Raw genomic sequence first — 15,962 nt, forward strand, 5'->3', positions numbered from 1 at the left:
CCTCAGCGGGCGCCGAGGGCCACCGCGAGGGCCTCCACCGCCAGCAGCGGGTTCACGTTGGCGTTGAGGCGCTCGCGGCACTGCATGATCGCCTCCAGCCGGCGCAGGGTGGCCTCGGGCGGGCCGGCCGCCGCGGCGGTGCGCAGTTCGGCGCCCCGGTCGCCGTTGACCAGGTCGACGGGCGCGCCGAGTTGCAGGGTCAGCACGTCGCGGTAGTACGAGGCCAGGTCCAGCAACGCCAGGTCGAGGGAGTCACGCTTGACCCGGGTGGCCCGCGACTTCTGCTGGCTCTCCAACTCCTTGAGCGCGCCGGCCGTGCCGCGCGGCATCCGCCCCTTGGCGTTCTCGCCCAGCGCCTGGCGCAGCGCGGCGGTCTCGGGCTCGTCCAGTTCCTCGGTGGTCGCCTTGGCGTCCGCGTCGGCCGTCGCGACCAGCGCCGCCGCGGCGGCCACCGCGGCCCCGACCGTGCCGACCCGGCCCGGCACGCCGAGCACCTCGGCCCGGCGCCGCCGCGCCTCCGCGTCGGTGGCCAGCCGGCGGGCCCGCCCGATGTGCCCCTGCGCGGCGCGGGCCGCCGCCACGGCGGCCTCGGGTTCGACACCGTCCCGGGCCGTGAGCACCTCGGCGATCGCCCCCGCGGGCGGGGTGCGCAACGTGACCAGCCGGCAGCGGGACCGGATGGTCATCACCAGGTCGTCCGGGGACGGCGCGCACAGCAGCCAGACGGTGCGCGGCGGGGGCTCCTCGATCGCCTTGAGCAGGGCGTTGGCGGCGGCCTCGGTGGCCCGGTCGGCGTCCTCGAACAGCACGACCTGCCACCGCCCACCACTCGGCGAGGACGCCGCCCGCAGGATCAGCTCACGGGTGGCCCGCACCGAGTACGACAACCCTGACGGCCGCACCACCTCCAGATCGGCATGCGTCCCCTGCAACACCTGATGGCAGTCCGCACAGTGCCCGCACCCCGCGGGCGTCTCACGGCACTGGAGCGCGGCGGCGAACGCCCGAGCGGCCGCCGACCGCCCCGACCCGGGCGGCCCGGTGAACAGCCACGCGTGGGTCATCCCCCCGCCCGACCCACCCGCCAACGCCGCCGCAGCAGCCTCGGTGGCCGTCCGCAACTGCGCGACGACCGGCCTCTGCCCCACCAGCTCGTCGTACACACCCATGCCGACCAGGCTAGGGCCTGTGGGCTTGGCTCGCCGCCGATGCGAAGCGAGGCGGTCAGAGCTCAGGTGCCGATGCGAAGCGAGGCGAAAAGGGAGCGGCGCCCGCGCCGTCTGGACTGAGGAGCGGTGAAGATCGTGAGGAACGAGCGATCTTCACCGCGACGAGGGAAGACGGCGCGCCGAAGGCGCCGCGACAAGCGCGAGGAACGAGCGCCAAGCAAACACAGCAAACTACGCGTCTCTGATGGCGGGGAAGGTGCTCGTCACGTCCTCGGACTGGGCCGGGACGGGGTCGGGGAGGATCTGGCGGATGCGGTCCTGGATCTCGCGGCTGATGTCGGTCTGGGAGCGGCTCGCGTCCACCACCAGGTAGCGGTCGGGTTCGGCCGCCGCGAGGGTGCGGAAGCCGCGCCGTACCCGGTCGTGGAAGTCGCGCGGCTCGGACTCCATCCGGTCGGCGGGGTAGGCGAACCGGTCGAACCCGGCCTCCGGCGGGATGTCCAGCAGGATCGTCAGGTCGGGCACGAGGTTCGCGGTGGCCCACTCGTTCACCTTGGCGATCTCCTCGACGGGCAGTTGCCGCCCGTATCCCTGGTAGGCCAGTGAGGAGTCGATGTAGCGGTCGGTGACCACGATCGCGCCGCGTTCCAGGGCGGGCCGGATCACGTTGGCGACGTGGTCGGCGCGGTCCGCCGCGTACAGCATGGTCTCGGCGCGGGCGGACAGGCCGGCGCTCTCCCGGTCGAGGAGGATCGCGCGCAGCCGCATCCCGACCTTGGTGGCCCCGGGTTCGTTGGTGGACACCACGTCGAAGCCCTGGTCGCGCAGCCAGATCGCGGCCAGCCGGGCCTGGGTGGTCTTGCCGGCGCCCTCGCCGCCCTCGAAGGCCAGGAACAGGCCGGGGGAGCGGGGCCGCGCCGGCGGTTCGGGCTCGTAGGGCACCCCTGTCAGCGCTCCCATCAGGTCGCGGCTCAGGGGGACGCCACGGCGGTCGTCCATCTGCCGGTATGCGATCACGCCGGTGATCAGGGCCACCAGTGCGGCGGCCAGCAGCACCACGTTGATGCCGTCGAACCGGTACGACACCTCGCCGAGATCGAACTCGTGCGCGCCGATCACCCCGGCCGCCAGCGGCGTCACCGCCAGCACCACCAGCAACACTATCCGGACGAGCGACTGGAGGAAGGCGAAGGTCCGGCCGCGGACCTCGTCCTCGACCTCGCTGCCGACCAGGGTGTAGCCGGTGACCCAGGCGATGCCGGCGCCGGCGCCGAGGAAGGTGGTGAGGACGACCACGACGGGCAGGTTGGTGATCACCGCGATCAGGACCAGCGCGAACGCCGCGCCGATGATCGACAGGCCGAACAGCCGGCTGCGGCTGAACCCGCGCAGCATCCGCGGGCCGAGGAAGATGCCGACGGCCATGCCGAGGAAGACCGCGCCGAAGACCGCCCCGTAGGCGGCGTCGCCGCCGCGTAGCGCCTCGACGTACATCCGGGCCACGCCGATCACGGCGCCGCCCGCGGCGAACGCGCCGATCATGCCGATGACCAGGCCGCGGACCAGCCGGGTGCGGCCGACGAACCGCCAGCCCTCGGTGATCTGCCGGAACACCGACGGCACCGAGACGTGCTGCCGGTCGTGCCTGGGGATCTCCTTCAGCGTGTAGATCGTGATCGCTGAGATCAGGAAGGTCACCGCGTTGAAGTACAGCGCCAGGTCGGCCCGGTGGTCCTGCGCCAGCAGCGCGTTGGAGATCAGCGCCAGCACCGAGAACAGCCCGGCCGCGACCGGCGCGGACCCGTAGGTGCTGAGCAGGCTGAGCTGGTTGGCCCGCTCCAGCCGCTCCCGGGGCACCAGGTTGGGCACCGTGGCGTCCTTGGCCGGCAGCCAGAACAGGGTGACGCACTCGACCAGGAACGTCGCCACGAACAGCCATGGCAGCGTGCCCACCAGCGGGATGGACACGAACAGCCCGAACCGCACCAGGTCGACGATCACCATGGTCAGCCGCCGGTCGAACCGGTCGGCCACCGCTCCCGCCAGCGGCCCGAGGAGCACCGCGGGCAGCATCTTGACGATGAGGACGCCGCCGACCGCGTAGGACTGCGCCTGGAAGCCGGAGCCCATGGTGATCGAGCTGGCCAGCGCGGTGAGCGCGAGGATGCTCAGCCAGTCGCCCAGGCTGGACAGCGAGAGAGCGATCCACAGTCGCCTGAACGGTTTGATCGACAGCACACCAGGCGGTTCCGCCGTGCCCGTTCTCGTCATGTTGGTCAGAGTATCGGCGCTGGTGTCCTCACAGAGCGGAGTTCCCCATCATGAACCCGACTTGGCAGTCCGCCGTCGCGTGGTGGTGGCCTTTTTCTTACCGCCACCTGCGGCGACCTTCTCGCGGCGCTCGGCCAGCAGCTCGGCCGCGCGCTGAATCGTTATGGACTCCACCTCGTCGCCCTTGCGCAGACTGGCATTGGTCTCACCGTCGGTGACGTACGGCCCGAACCGGCCCTCCTTGACCACCACCGGCTTGCCGCTGGCGGGGTCCTCGCCCAGCTCACGCAGCGGCGGGGCGGCGGCGGCCCGGCCCCGGCCGCGCTGCTTGGGCTGGGCCAGCAGCTCCTTGGCCTGCTCCAGGGTGACCGTGAAGAGCTCCTCCTCCGCGCCGAGCGAGCGGCTGTCGGTGCCCTTCTTCACGTACGGGCCGAACCGGCCGTTCTGTGCGGTCACCGGCTGGCCGTCGAGCTCGCCGAGGGTGCGCGGCAGCGACAGCAGCTTGAGCGCGTCCTCCAGCGTGATCGTGTCCAGCGACATCGACTTGAACAGCGAGCCGGTGCGCGGCTTGGGCGCGGCGGGCTTCTTCCGTGTCTTCTTCTCGCCCTCGGGCGGCTCGGGCAGCACCTCGGTCACGTACGGCCCGAACCGGCCCGACTTCGCCACGATCAGGTGGCCGGTCTCCGGGTCGCGGCCCAGCTCGCGGTCGCCGCTGGGCTGCGCGAACAGCTCCTCGGCCTTCTCGGCGGTCAGCTCGTCCGGGGCGAGGTTCTCGGGGACGTTGACCCGCGCGCCGTCCCGGTCCAGGTAGGTGCCGTAGCGGCCGACCCGGATCACGATGTCGGTGCCCTTGACCGGGAACGAGCTGATCTCCTTGGCGTCGATGTCGCCGAGGTCGCCGACCAGGTCCTTCAGGCCCTCCTCGCCCTCGTCGCCGAAGTAGAAGCGGTGCAGCCAGCGCACCCGCTCGGCCTCACCCCGGGCGATGCCGTCGAGCCCGTCCTCCATCTGGGAGGTGAAGTCGTAGTCGACCAGGTTGCCGAAGTGCTGCTCCAGCAGGTTGACCACGGCGAACGCCAGGAAGGACGGCACCAGCGCGGTGCCCTTCTTGAACACGTACCCCCGGTCGAGGATCGTGCCGATGATCGACGCGTAGGTGGACGGGCGGCCGATCTCGCGGTCTTCGAGCTCCTTGACCAGGCTGGCCTCGGTGTAGCGGGCCGGTGGGCGGGTGGAGTGGCCCTGCGCCTCGACGCGCAGCGCGGCCAGCGCGTCGTCCTCCTCCAGCGCGGGCAGCCGCCGCTCCTGGTCGTCGCGGTCGGTCGCCGGGTCGTCGGCGCCCTCGACGTACGCCTTGAGGAAGCCGTAGAAGGTGATCGTCTTGCCGGAGGCGGCGAACTCGGCCTCCTCTCCCCGGGTGGACGTGCCGGTCACCCGGACCGAGACCGACTGGCCGGTGGCGTCCTTCATCTGGCTGGCGATCGTGCGCTTCCAGATCAGCTCGTACAGCTTGAACTGGTCGCCCCGCAGGCCGGTCTCACCCGGGGTGCGGAAACTGTCACCGGCGGGACGGATCGCCTCGTGCGCCTCCTGGGCGTTCTTCACCTTGCTGGTGTACACCCGCGGCTTGTCCGGGACGTACTGGGCGCCGTACAGGGTGGTGGCCTGGGCGCGGGCGGCGGCGATCGCGGTCTCCGACAGGGTGATGCTGTCGGTTCGCATGTAGGTGATGAAGCCGTTCTCGTACAGCTTCTGCGCCACGCTCATCGTGTACTTGGCGGAGTAGCCCAGCTTGCGGCTGGCCTCCTGCTGCAGCGTGGTGGTGCGGAACGGCGGGTACGGCTTGCGGGTGTAGGGCTTGCGCTCGACCGACTTGACCGCGTACGGGCGGTTCTCCAGCCGGGCGGCGAGTTCCCGGGCGGCCGTCTCGTCCAGGTGCAGCGCGCCCTTGGTCTTCAGCGTGCCGTCGGAGGCGAAGTCACGGCCCTGCGCCACCCGCTTGCCGTCCACCCCGACCAGGTTCGCGGTGAAGACGCCGTCGGCCTTGCCGGTGTCGAAGTCGGCCTCGATGTCCCAGTAGTGCGCGACGACGAACGCGATGCGCTCACGCTCGCGCTCGACGACCAGCCGGGTGGCCACCGACTGGACGCGGCCCGCCGACAGCTTCGGCATGACCTTCTTCCACAGCACCGGGCTGACCTCGTAGCCGTACAGCCGGTCGAGGATGCGCCGGGTCTCCTGGGCGTCGACCAGCCGCAGGTTGAGCTCGCGCGGGTTCTCGGCGGCGGCCCGGATGGCGTCGCGGGTGATCTCGTTGAAGACCATCCGCTTGACCGGGACCTGGGGCTTGAGGACCTCGCGCAGATGCCAGGCGATCGCCTCGCCCTCGCGGTCCTCGTCCGTCGCGAGGTACAGCTCGTCGGCCTCGGCGAGGAGCTTCTTGAGCTTGGCGACCTGCTGCTTCTTGTCGCTGTTGACGACGTACAACGGCTCGAAACCGCGGTCGACGTTCACACCGAGCTTGGCCCACGCCTCGCCCTTGAACTTGGCGGGAACCTCGCTGGCGCTGCCGGGCAGATCCCGGATGTGGCCGATACTGGATTCCACCACGTAGCCGCGCCCCAGGTAGCCGGCGATCGTCTTCGCCTTCGCTGGCGACTCGACGATCACCAGGCGGGTGCCGTTGTTGGCCGCCACGGTCGCTCCAACCTCGCTGTCTCTACTCGCTCACATGACCCGTCAGGGCGCGCTGCGCGCCGTCGTACTCCAAGCTTTTAGGACGCCGTTCTCGTGCCCCGTGTTCCCGAACCCCCGACAGGATGACACGTCCCCGCGGTTCTCGTGGACGACGGGCATACAGCTAGGTCTCCCCCTGCCGCGTTAACCAGGACATAATGGCTTGTAATGGCGGAGTACACCTACATGGTTCTGCGGCTCCCCCGCGGCACGACCCGGGACGTCGCCCGACAGGTCATGACCGAGCATGCCGAGTACGGCGGCTGGGAACTACACCGGCTGCGTCTCTTCCCCGACGGTAGCCGGAGAATCCAGCTGCGCAAGAGGATCATCAGGCAGCGGCGCACCTTCTGAGCCGGATGGTAGCAGCGGCCCGGCACCCGTCGATCCGCCGCGCCCGGCGCCCGGGACGGCCCGAGAGCCGCGCACGCAGGCCGTCCGGGCGCTGGAGGACGCCGGGTCGCCGTTCCCGGAACGACCGTTTCAGGCCAGGTCGAGGAAGCGGTCGAGCACCCGCGCGCCGAAGCGGAGGCCGTCCACCGGGACCCGCTCGTCCACGCCATGGAACATGCCGGAGAAGTCCAGGTCCGCGGGCAACCGCAGCGGCGCGAAGCCGTAGCAGCGCATGCCCAGCCGGGCGAACGCCTTGGCGTCCGTGCCGCCCGACAGGCAGTACGGCACCGGCAGCGCGCCCGGGTCCTCGGCGGCCAGGGACTGCTCCATGGCGTCCACCAGCGCGCCCTCGTAGTCGTACTCGATCGCGTCGTCGTGGTGGACGAAGTCGCGGGTGACATCCGGGCCGAGCAGTTCGTCGACGGTCGCCAGGAACTCCTCCCCGTAGCCCGGCAGGAACCTGCCGTCGACCTGCGCGGTGGCCTCCTGCGGGATCACGTTGGTCTTGTAGCCGGCGTCCAGCCGGGTGGGGTTGAGGGTGTTGCGCAGGGTGGCGCCGATCATGCGGGCGAGCGGGCCCAGCTCCGTCAGGCACCGCTCCGGGTCGTCCGGGTCGAACTCGACGCCGTACGCCTCGCAGGCCCGCTCCAGGAAGGCGCGCACGGTCTTGGTCAGCCGGATCGGGAACTCGTGCCGGCCCAGCCGGGCAACGGCCTCCGCCAGCGCCGTGACCGCGTTGTCCGGGTGCACCATGGAGCCGTGGCCGGCGGTGCCGCTCGCGGTCAGGTTCATCCAGGCGATGCCCTTCTCCGCGGTCTCGATCAGGTACAGCCGCCGGTCGCCCGGGACGGTCAGACTGAAGCCGCCCACCTCACCGACCGCCTCGGTGCAGCCCTCGAACAGCTCGGGGTGCTCGGCGACCAGCCACTGCGCGCCCCAGTAACCACCGGCCTCCTCATCCGCGAGGAAGGCCAGGACGACGTCCCGCGGCGGCCGGCGCCCCTCCCGCAGCCGCTGGCGGACGACCGCGAGGATCATCGCGTCCATGTCCTTCATGTCGACGGCACCGCGCCCCCACACACAACCGTCGGCGATCTCGCCGCCGAACGGGTCGTGCGCCCAGTCGGCGGCCCGGGCCGGGACGACGTCGAGGTGGCCGTGCAGCAGGAGGGCGTCCCGGCTCCGGTCCTCACCCTCGATCCGGGCGACCAGGCTGGTGCGGCCGGGGTGGGACTCGAAGAGCCGCGCCTCCAGGCCGACTTCGGCCAACTGCTCGGCGACGTACTCGGCCGCCACCCGCTCGCCCGGTCCCGAATGATCTCCAGGGTTGCTCGTATCGATGCGGATGAGCTCCTGGCAGAGCCGTACGACCTCGTCCTCTGCCGTGATCCGGTCGGCCATGGTGATCACCCTTGCTCCCGGGGCGGCCTCGCCCGCCCGTACCTGCACCATCGTGCCGTGCGATCGACTTCGCCGCGAGTCGGCAGCTTTGGTATGGTGGGGCCGCCGCAGCGCGCTGAAGCGCGCACGCAAGTCCGGGTGGCGGAATAGGCAGACGCGCTAGCTTGAGGTGCTAGTGCCCGTTAAGGGCATGGGGGTTCAAGTCCCCCCTCGGACACAAACCATTTGCACATGTGGGGGTCGGGGATCACCCGGGCCTCCACTAGTTGTTTTTGCGGGTAGTAGGTCATTTTCAGGCCGATTTGCCGGTACAGGTCGGCCTTGTCGTCGGGATCGGCTCCGGCGATCGCTGCCGTGAGGTCGCCGATCTGGTGCAGCAGGTCGGCGATGTCCTGGTGGGACGGTTGTTGGCCGCGTGGGGCGGCGGTGCGCAGGTTGTCTTCGATTTGGGCGCGTTTTTGCTTGATGTCGTTGATCCAGGTGGTGACTTCCTTTGGGTCGGCTCCGGCGTCGAGGGCGGCCCGGTACTGGTTGAGTTTGTGGTCGCACTGGGTGAGTTGCTTGCGCAGGTCGGCCGTGGCGGTGTCCGCGAAGGCCGGTGCTTGGGCGGCCAACGCTTGGAGGGTCGCGTCGATGCGGCCGGGGCCGAAGGCCGTCAGTAGCCAGGCGTCGATGTCCTGGATGATCTCGGCTTCGCGTAGGTAGACGACCTTGGGGTGGTCGATCTTGTTGGCGAGGGCGTACTCCTCGGGGAACCGGCACCGGTAGTAGGCCTGCCGGTTGTTCCAGTTCCCTTGCATCTTGCGTTCGCAGTAGCCGCAGTACAGGCAGCCTCGGAAGGCGTACGGGCGGCGGGTGCGATGCGGTTTGTGGGCGGCCGGGCCTCGTCCGCGAGAGGCCAGGGTCTGTTGCGTGCGTTCGAAGTCCTCGGTGCTCACCAGCCCGTCGTGGACCTTGTCTTCGGACCAGATCCACGAGTCGCGGTCGTTCCAGCGCATCTTGGTCGTGTGGCCGAGGGCGACGTCGTTGACGTCCAGCAGGACCTCGTCCTTGCGCTGTTTGTTCCACACCTGGTGGCCGGTATAGCGCGGGTTGGTGATGATGACCCGCACGGCGCTCTTGGACCAGGCGATCTGGCAGCGGTGCCGGTTACGGGTGGGGTCGCTGGCCGATGGGGAGGGGATGCCTTGGCGGGTGAGGTCTTCGGCGATGTCGAACAGGCCCCGGCCGCCGATGAACTGGGCGAAGATCCACTGGACTACCAGCGAGTGGACCGGGTGGGCGACCAGACGGCGCAGGCGTTTACCGTCGGCGGCCTTGGCGGGGTTGGGGTGCGGTCCGACGTCTTGCAGTTCGTATCCGTAGGGCGGCCGACCGCCGAGGTAGCGGCCTTCGGTCGCGGTGATGGCGCTCATAGCGGCACGGACCCGGATCTTGACCCGGTTACGTTCTCCCTTGGAGAGGCCGCCGAACACGCCCATGATCATGTCGTGGGCCTCGTTGGCCGGATCGATCGGCCCGCCGACCTCGGGCACCCACAGCGGTACGGCGAAATGTTCGAACAGCGGGAACGTCAGGGAGTACTGGTTGCCGTAGAAGGCCCGGTGCGGCTCCCCGATCACCACCGCGTCGAAGTCCCGGCCCGGGTTCTTGAGCTCCTCGATCAACGCCGAGGCATATGGCCGGCGCGCCCAGGGAATCGACCGTGACTTGTCGACGTCGAAGAACTCGGCCACAATCTCGCCGCCGCGCGACTCGATCAGCGCTCGGGCCCGCCGAAGCTGCCATGACCGGGAAGCCTCCGGGTCCTGGTTGTCCTCGGTGGACACCCGCCCGTAGAAGGCGAAACGCGTCATCGCCGCCCTCCCCGCTGCCAGTGGTCGTCCCCGGCGATCGTCTGCGGCTGAGGGCCTGAACCTCGCAACCAGGAGCCGGTCGATGCCGGGTACTTCAGCCCCGGATCCCATGTGACCCGGTCATGGAAGAGAGCCTTGAAATCGCTCACTTCGTGATCCCTTCTGTTGTCTGGTCGATGGCCTTGGCAGGGCCGGCGGCTGCTTTGAGCAGGATGGTCAGCAGCGCTCTGGCCACACCGGGAGTGAGCAGGGGCGGCTCCTCCGGTACGACCAGGCGCAGCTTCCTGCGCCTTGCGATCACCTCTGGCTCCGAGGTGGGACGGCACCCCACCGCCGCCGGTCATCCGGCCGGACGTGTTGTGCGGCCGGGTACCAACGGTCGCCATATGCACGCTCGACTCGGGCTGTCCAGTCAAGGCCACGGCCCTCACCGAACCGGGCCTCTACAGCTCCGATGAGCACACTGACGCCTCGCCGGTGACCGCCTGGGCCGTCCAGGTGCCAGAACCTCGCGCATCGGTGGGGGCGCAGCCAGGCGGCATGGCGGGCTTCGCGGCGGCTGAAGTACCGGATGAGTCCGCATGCCGGGCAGGTGTCGAGTTGCAACCAGGCCAGCAGCTCGGCGACTCTGCCCGCGGTCGGCGAGCAGGGGGGCCAGGTCCGGCGGCCGGTGGGATGGTGGTTCATCGCGGGCTCCCCGGCAGGTCGCACGCCCGGTGGAAGATCAGCAGATCTTCATGGGCGGTGGCGCAGGCGGGAACGCCCCTGTCGCGGGCGCGGCGGGCCTCGAGCTTCTGGAAGAACGAGGCCCGGTTGACCAGCCGCCCATCCCGCAGCCCGCACAGCAAAGCGACCAGCTGATCAACGAGCACCAGCCCGGATCTTTCGGCCGTCTGGACCACCTGGCCGGGCAGGTCGATCAGTTCGCCCTTCACCCGGATCGGGCGCACCGTGACGGCGACGACGCCTCCCGGTACCAGCAGTTCGGCGCACCCGTCGAGGATCTGCCCGAAACCCTCCAGCAAGTCGGGCAGCCGCCGGTGGGCGAGATTGTCGCGGTCGGTGGAGTAGCGGTTGTTCTGCTTGGTCACACCGTCTTCACCGGAGTCACGGGTGGAGCACACGTGCCCATGGGTGGAGGACCCGTACGGCGGAGAGGTGAGCACCAGCGCGATCCGGCCACGGACCTGCTCGGGCACCAGGCGGATGATGCGGCGGGAGTCCCCGCCGATGACCAGCCCGGACCCGGTAGCACCCTGACGATGGGCCAGGTGCAGGTTCGCGGCGGCCATCTGCGCCCAGCGCCGCTCGTACTCCACGCCGATGCCGTTGCGGCCCAGGTGGGCGGCCTCGACCAGGGTGGTGCCGATCCCGCACATCGGATCGAGCACGTACTCCCCGGTCCGGGTGTAGGTGGCGATCGTCCGTGCGGCGATGGCGGGCAGCATCTTGCCCGGGTGCTTCATCGACTCCGGCAGATACCGGCCCCTGCGCTGCACCTGCGAGGGCTTCTGCCCCGTCGCCCACACCGATACCGGCACCTCGGCCGGCGTGATGGGGTTCACCGGCCACCGTCCCGGCCAGGACGTGCACCGGGTTTGGTGAACAGGCACACATCAGCGTGCACCCGGGCGGCCGGTGGGACCGCCCGGGAGCGGACATCGCGCAGCTGCCCCATCCCCTCCGGACCGGCCTGGACGACCAGCACGTCGCCTTCGACCGGTACCCGCAGGGCGATGACGTGCTGGACGTAGCGGAACCCCAGGGCGCTGGCCCGCTGAACGATGCGGGGAGACGGGTTGACCAGACGGCCGTTCTCGTACCGCGCCGTCGTGATGACCGCCAGATGCCCTCCGGGGCGCAGCACCCGCCACGAGGCGGCCAAGAACCCGGCCAGCCGCTCGTCGGTCAACATCCCCGCACTGACCTCGCACGCCGGGCACCGGCCGTTGGTGACGTCCTGGGCCGCCCGTCCGCCGATCTCGTACCGCGGTGGCTCGGCCACGACGAGGCTCACTTCCCCGAGCCGGTCGGACAGCCCACGGACCATCTGGTCCGGGCGGCAGGGCCGCATCGCCAACCCAGTCAGCTTCTCCTTGGGCAGGGCCGCGCCCAAGCGGACGAGGATGTGCCGCACGAGGGGATGGCTGGGCACACAGGCGATCGCCTGCCGACCCAGTTCGGCAGCCGCACGCAAGGTCGCCTCACCGGTGGTGAACGCCTCAACGACCAAGTCCCCTTCGCCGGTACAGGACGTGATCAGATGCCGGGCCAACTCCGCGCCCACGGCATGCCGGTGACGTGAGCAAACCCGGCTGCTCTTCTCCGGCCCACTCTCGTCGGCCGTGTCCGAGCACAGCCACACGGTCAGCGGCAGCAACCGCCGGACCTTCGCACCGGTACCAGGACCGCGACGACCCGGACCAGGAGCGTCCGGACAGGAAGGTGTGTTCATCGACTGGGTGAACCCGAGACGGCCACCCGATCCCCATGCACCCGTAAAACACCGCTCGACCTCCAAGATCTGGAACGTGGGCGGGTGCAAAGATTCAGTCGAACGCGGTAAGCAGCACGGTCCCGAGAATGTGGGCTTCCCCCCCGCGGCATGGGCGGGTTTGTTCAGCCGGCGGCTCTGGCACGAATCCGGTGGTGAAGACCGTGCAGGCCCGTACGGGCGGCTGATCTGAGGGTCACTGCCGGGGGTGCTTGCGTTCGCGTTCCAGCATGTCGTCCAGTGAAGGCGGGGGTGCTGGGAGGGGTTGCTGGGGTCGTGTGGCCGACCTTCTTCTGGGGGCGGGGGCTGTGGTGGTGCCCATGGTGTCTTCGGCTTCGGGTTCTTCCGGCTGGGCGGGCTCGGGGTTGATGTCACCGAGTTTCCACAGCTGGACCAGGTACCGCTGGTGTCCGTGGGAGCCGGCGCGCAGGGCTGCGAACTCGGTGTTGCCGGGGTCGAATCCGGTGCGGCTGCCGACCTCCCAGTAGAGGTCCTTGATCCGTGTGCGGTCCCATGCCGTGATCCGGGCCTGGTAATGGCCGGGAGGCAACTCCAGGACCTCGGGGATCCAGCCGCGCAGGGTCAGGTCGATGCAGACCTGTCCGGTGGGCAGGTCGATGCCGGTCGTCTCGCTGAGTTCGTGGTCTCGGGGCGGTGGGGGCGGGCCGTCCCAGGCTTCCAGCCGGAGGTGGACGTCCATCCCGTCCTGGCCCGTGGCGATGAGGATCTCGTTGGGGTTGACTCCGAGGAAATCCTCTCCGGGCACGACGGATTCCTGGGCGGTTGCGGCGACGGCATCGGCGATCCCGACCATCCGGTGGTCGGGGCGGACGTACCGCGTCGCCGCATCCAGCAGGGAGCTCATGTGGATCTTCTTCTCACGAGGCGGGCTCTGGTCGGTTCATTGTCATGACACCACGAGGCAGTGCCCGCCGGGCCCCAGCACGGGACCCGGCGGGCGTAGTCGGCGGGCGTGTCAGCTGGTCGGGCCGATGCGGACCCAGAAGCCGTCGCGCAATCTCCCATCAGCGCAGACCGGGCAGCTGCCGCCTGACGCCCAGTCCAGGATCCGGTCGTTGTTGTACCAGGTGTTCAGGTCCCGTCCGCCGTTCTGGTTCTGCGTCGAGTTGATTCTCTTGATCGAGAACTGGTTGGGTTCGACGCCTCCGTAGAACTCGCTGGCGGGCCGCTCCGATGCGGCGGCGCCCTCGTAGGTGGAGGCGAAGGGGAACTCGTCGCAATCCTTGCTTCCCGTTGACGGGGTCGAGGGGGTACCGGCGTTGCAGTTGCGGTCCTTGGCGTTGCTGTTGGCGTCGTAACGTTCGGTGTTCTTACCGCCCTTGGCGGGTGTGAGACGGTGCAGCAGGTTGTTGATGTCGCACCCGGGGATGAACTTGTCCCCGCCGGTGTACGGCGGGAAGGTGTTGTTGACCCGGTCGAGGTCACATGCTTCCGCGATGTGCTCGGCCAGTTCCTTGACCCGGGGTTTAGTGGGGTCGTAGCTGAGGTGCGGCACGACCCCCCGGAAGATCGCGCCTCTGTGGGTGCTGAGGTACTGCGCCGAGTCGAACCGCCCGTAGGCATTGAAGGACTGCACCCCGATGAACGGGGGGTCGGCGCTGGTAGTCGGGGTTTGCCGCTTGTTTTTGGCGATGGCGGGGCTGAACAGGGTGACCTGCGGTGTGAAGCCCACCATGACGACGTTCTCTTGTCCCTCACCGGTGGGCGTCTGGTCTTCGGGGCTGAGTTCCTGCGACCACAGGGCCTGCGTCACGTAGGGCTCGTCTTCCCAGTCGTCTATGGTCTTGGTGACGGGGTCGGCGGCATTGCACGCACCCGGCTTGACCGGTTGTGGGGTCTGCACCGAGCAAATCACCTGCACGGTCACGGGCGTGGATTCTGATATCGGGAATTCGTCGTCGACCTCGACGTTCAGCAACTCCTGGTGGATGGTGAGCGTCCGCTGGCTGCCGCTGCCGACGCTGCCGGTGGCGTAGACCAGCCAGTCGAACCAGACGACGCCGGGACGTCCGGTCCCGTTATCCATCACCGAGAGCATGAGGTTGTTTTTGTGGTTGCAGAAGTGGGCTCGATCTCGGACCCAGCCGACATCGGTGTCCTCGATCTCGTGGGCGAGGCACTCATCTCGCCATGTCGCAACCGAGGGCGCCATCGTTCTCCCGGTGGTGACCTGGCTCATGTCGACTTCGTAGGTGTGCCGCTTCTCGCGGGCCCGCAGGTCCGCCAGTGAGGGCGGCGGAGTGGGTTTTGCTCCTCGGAACGCAGCGAACCTATCGTCCTGAGCGGTGGCGGGCGTCGGGATGAGGGCGAGGAAGGCCAGCAGGACCACAACGGCCGCGCCGACGACGACTCGAGATTTCGAGAGCTTCACACTGTCCCTTCCGGGGTGGGGGCGTGGGGCAGCAAGTGGTTAAGCGCAGTAGGTGGTGAAGAAGTCGGCCCTGTTGTCGGCCTCGGTGCCGACGCTGACCGCCTCGGTGGTGGGATGCTCTGTCCACAGCAATTTCCACGGCTGTACGTCTTCGTCGAAGACCTCGACGGTGTGACCGGTGTGGTTCTGCCAGGACGTGGTGTAGTTCCGGAATCCGTAATCGCCGAGGAACTGGTCCCCGCCACAGTCCTGAAATTGCAGCATCCGGCCGCGGTAGTTGGAGTACTGGAAGAAGCAGTACCAGCCGCCGGGACAGGTGGCGGCTTGTCTTGCCGATGGGATGATCAGCTTTACGGCGCCGTTGCGGTAGGTGATTTCCCCCGGTCCGGTCTGAGTGCCGCCATGGGCGGCAATCTGAGTGGCGACCTGGCGCTGCACCTCCCCGTCGGGTGTGCCGGCGTGCGCGGTGGTGGACATGGCAGCACCCACTGAAATGACAACAGCACAGGTCACTGCGGTGCGAGCGATGGCGGTGCGGGTGATGGCCCTGATGGGGCGCATGCCCCTCCTCCTTGGGTCGGGAGTGCGCCAGCCTGCTGGGAGCGGACCGTCAGGCCAGGCAGGTACCCGATCATCATTTGGGCCATAACCGTCCCCGACAAGCCTTTCGTCCAGTCCGGATGTGGCATCAAATCTGCGGACTGCAACCTTTGCTGCTTACTACTGCTGGCCAAGGCCCGAACGGCGACACTATGTAGCCACCTAATTTCAGTCAGAAAACTTGACATCATCTGTTTCTCTACTTAAGGTCGCCAGTTTTACCCAGTTGGGTGCGACCCTCTTGCACAAAAGACGAGTCGTCGCCACCACCGCCTAATGACCCAGTGTGAGCGATCGAGCTTCCAATGAATTTGCTATGGAAGTCATCAATAATTCACTGTGGCGAAACCCGCCTGTGCGCACGGCATGAGCTGGATCTTGGCGGCTTGGATCAGTTTCCCGCCGATCCTGGAGCCTCAGCCACCACGCTCACCACGGGTCAAGTTTCGACAACCCTCGCCTGCTGGTTTCCGATTTCGGTCCCTGGCGCGGTTCTTCAGGGGTCCACGGCAGTTCGCGGCCGAGGCGGTTCGAGCAGGGCGGTCGCCCGGTCCCCACCGCATCCACCGTCCCGCGAGTTCCTTCGAGGAGGACACCCCAGGGCTCGGGCCGTCTCCGGCCGCGAGTTGCCGTGGCAGCCGAATCCCTGA

Annotated in this window: 12 protein-coding genes and 1 tRNA gene; 2 read left to right on the plus strand and 11 right to left on the minus strand. The window is 68.9% G+C overall.

The window, feature by feature from the left end; genetic code table 11:
* Positions 1-2: 2 nt before the first annotated feature.
* The 3 genes from DPM19_RS11940 to topA form a co-directional block, all read right to left on the minus strand.
* Positions 3-1,169 (minus strand): DNA polymerase III subunit delta', encoded by a 1,167-nt coding sequence (locus tag DPM19_RS11940; protein ID WP_111866199.1) that lies wholly within the window; start codon positions 1,167-1,169, stop codon positions 3-5.
* Between the two features lie 231 nt (positions 1,170-1,400).
* Entirely contained in the window at positions 1,401-3,440 is a 2,040-nt protein-coding gene (tmk, locus tag DPM19_RS11945) for a dTMP kinase (RefSeq protein WP_111866201.1), read from the minus strand.
* A gap of 48 nt (positions 3,441-3,488) precedes the next feature.
* Complete coding sequence (gene topA, locus DPM19_RS11950) at positions 3,489-6,137, minus strand: type I DNA topoisomerase (RefSeq protein WP_111866204.1); 2,649 nt, start codon at positions 6,135-6,137, stop codon at positions 3,489-3,491.
* Positions 6,138-6,344: 207 nt separating this feature from the next.
* Between topA and DPM19_RS11955 the strand changes: the two genes are divergently transcribed.
* A complete protein-coding gene (locus DPM19_RS11955; protein WP_111866207.1) occupies positions 6,345-6,530 on the plus strand; it encodes a DUF5703 family protein in 186 nt (61 codons plus the stop codon).
* Between the two features lie 129 nt (positions 6,531-6,659).
* Here DPM19_RS11955 and DPM19_RS11960 read toward each other — a convergent pair whose 3' ends face one another.
* Complete coding sequence (locus DPM19_RS11960; protein WP_111866415.1) at positions 6,660-7,970, minus strand: M20/M25/M40 family metallo-hydrolase; 1,311 nt, start codon at positions 7,968-7,970, stop codon at positions 6,660-6,662.
* Between the two features lie 132 nt (positions 7,971-8,102).
* Between DPM19_RS11960 and DPM19_RS11965 the strand changes: the two genes are divergently transcribed.
* A tRNA-Leu gene (locus DPM19_RS11965) sits at positions 8,103-8,187 on the plus strand.
* Here the strand turns inward: DPM19_RS11965 and DPM19_RS11970 are convergent.
* From DPM19_RS11970 to DPM19_RS11995, 7 genes are all read right to left on the minus strand, one after another.
* Positions 8,153-9,937 carry a recombinase family protein gene (locus DPM19_RS11970; RefSeq protein ID WP_325050218.1) on the minus strand — a complete coding sequence of 595 codons (1,785 nt, stop codon included), beginning with the start codon at positions 9,935-9,937 and terminating at the stop codon, positions 8,153-8,155. The two genes, DPM19_RS11965 and DPM19_RS11970, sit on opposite strands and share 35 nt — an antisense overlap.
* A gap of 34 nt (positions 9,938-9,971) precedes the next feature.
* Positions 9,972-10,127 (minus strand): hypothetical protein, encoded by a 156-nt coding sequence (locus DPM19_RS35210; protein ID WP_158566765.1) that lies wholly within the window; start codon positions 10,125-10,127, stop codon positions 9,972-9,974.
* Between the two features lie 382 nt (positions 10,128-10,509).
* On the minus strand, positions 10,510-11,391 hold the full coding sequence (locus DPM19_RS11975; RefSeq protein WP_111866210.1) for a TRM11 family SAM-dependent methyltransferase: 882 nt from the start codon (positions 11,389-11,391) through the stop codon (positions 10,510-10,512).
* Positions 11,388-12,059: a hypothetical protein gene (locus tag DPM19_RS35215; protein WP_158566766.1), complete on the minus strand. Its 672-nt coding sequence runs from the start codon at positions 12,057-12,059 to the stop codon at positions 11,388-11,390. Before DPM19_RS35215 ends, DPM19_RS11975 begins: the two co-directional genes overlap by 4 nt.
* A 457-nt stretch (positions 12,060-12,516) precedes the next feature.
* Complete coding sequence (locus DPM19_RS11985; protein ID WP_111866216.1) at positions 12,517-13,185, minus strand: hypothetical protein; 669 nt, start codon at positions 13,183-13,185, stop codon at positions 12,517-12,519.
* 111 nt (positions 13,186-13,296) lie between these two features.
* Positions 13,297-14,712, minus strand: a complete 1,416-nt coding sequence (locus DPM19_RS11990; RefSeq protein WP_146778826.1) for a NucA/NucB deoxyribonuclease domain-containing protein — start codon at positions 14,710-14,712, stop codon at positions 13,297-13,299.
* Between the two features lie 39 nt (positions 14,713-14,751).
* Positions 14,752-15,273, minus strand: coding sequence for a peptidase inhibitor family I36 protein (locus DPM19_RS11995; RefSeq protein ID WP_111866221.1), 522 nt, complete (start codon positions 15,271-15,273; stop codon positions 14,752-14,754).
* Positions 15,274-15,962 lie beyond the last annotated feature (689 nt).

This window comes from Actinomadura craniellae (assembly GCF_003289645.1).
Classification (GTDB): domain Bacteria; phylum Actinomycetota; class Actinomycetes; order Streptosporangiales; family Streptosporangiaceae; genus Actinomadura_D; species Actinomadura_D craniellae.

Bases quoted from the DNA above. Each gene is read 5' to 3' on its own strand.
- DPM19_RS11940 (WP_111866199.1), bottom strand. From the start codon at position 1,169: ATGGGTGTGTACGACGAGCTGGTGGGGCAGAGGCCGGTCGTCGCGCAG.
- tmk (WP_111866201.1), bottom strand. From the start codon at position 3,440: ATGACGAGAACGGGCACGGCGGAACCGCCTGGTGTGCTGTCGATCAAA.
- DPM19_RS11955 (WP_111866207.1), top strand. From the start codon at position 6,345: ATGGCGGAGTACACCTACATGGTTCTGCGGCTCCCCCGCGGCACGACC.
- DPM19_RS11960 (WP_111866415.1), bottom strand. From the start codon at position 7,970: ATGGCCGACCGGATCACGGCAGAGGACGAGGTCGTACGGCTCTGCCAG.
- DPM19_RS11970 (WP_325050218.1), bottom strand. From the start codon at position 9,937: ATGGGATCCGGGGCTGAAGTACCCGGCATCGACCGGCTCCTGGTTGCG.
- DPM19_RS11985 (WP_111866216.1), bottom strand. From the start codon at position 13,185: ATGAGCTCCCTGCTGGATGCGGCGACGCGGTACGTCCGCCCCGACCAC.
- DPM19_RS11995 (WP_111866221.1), bottom strand. From the start codon at position 15,273: ATGCGCCCCATCAGGGCCATCACCCGCACCGCCATCGCTCGCACCGCA.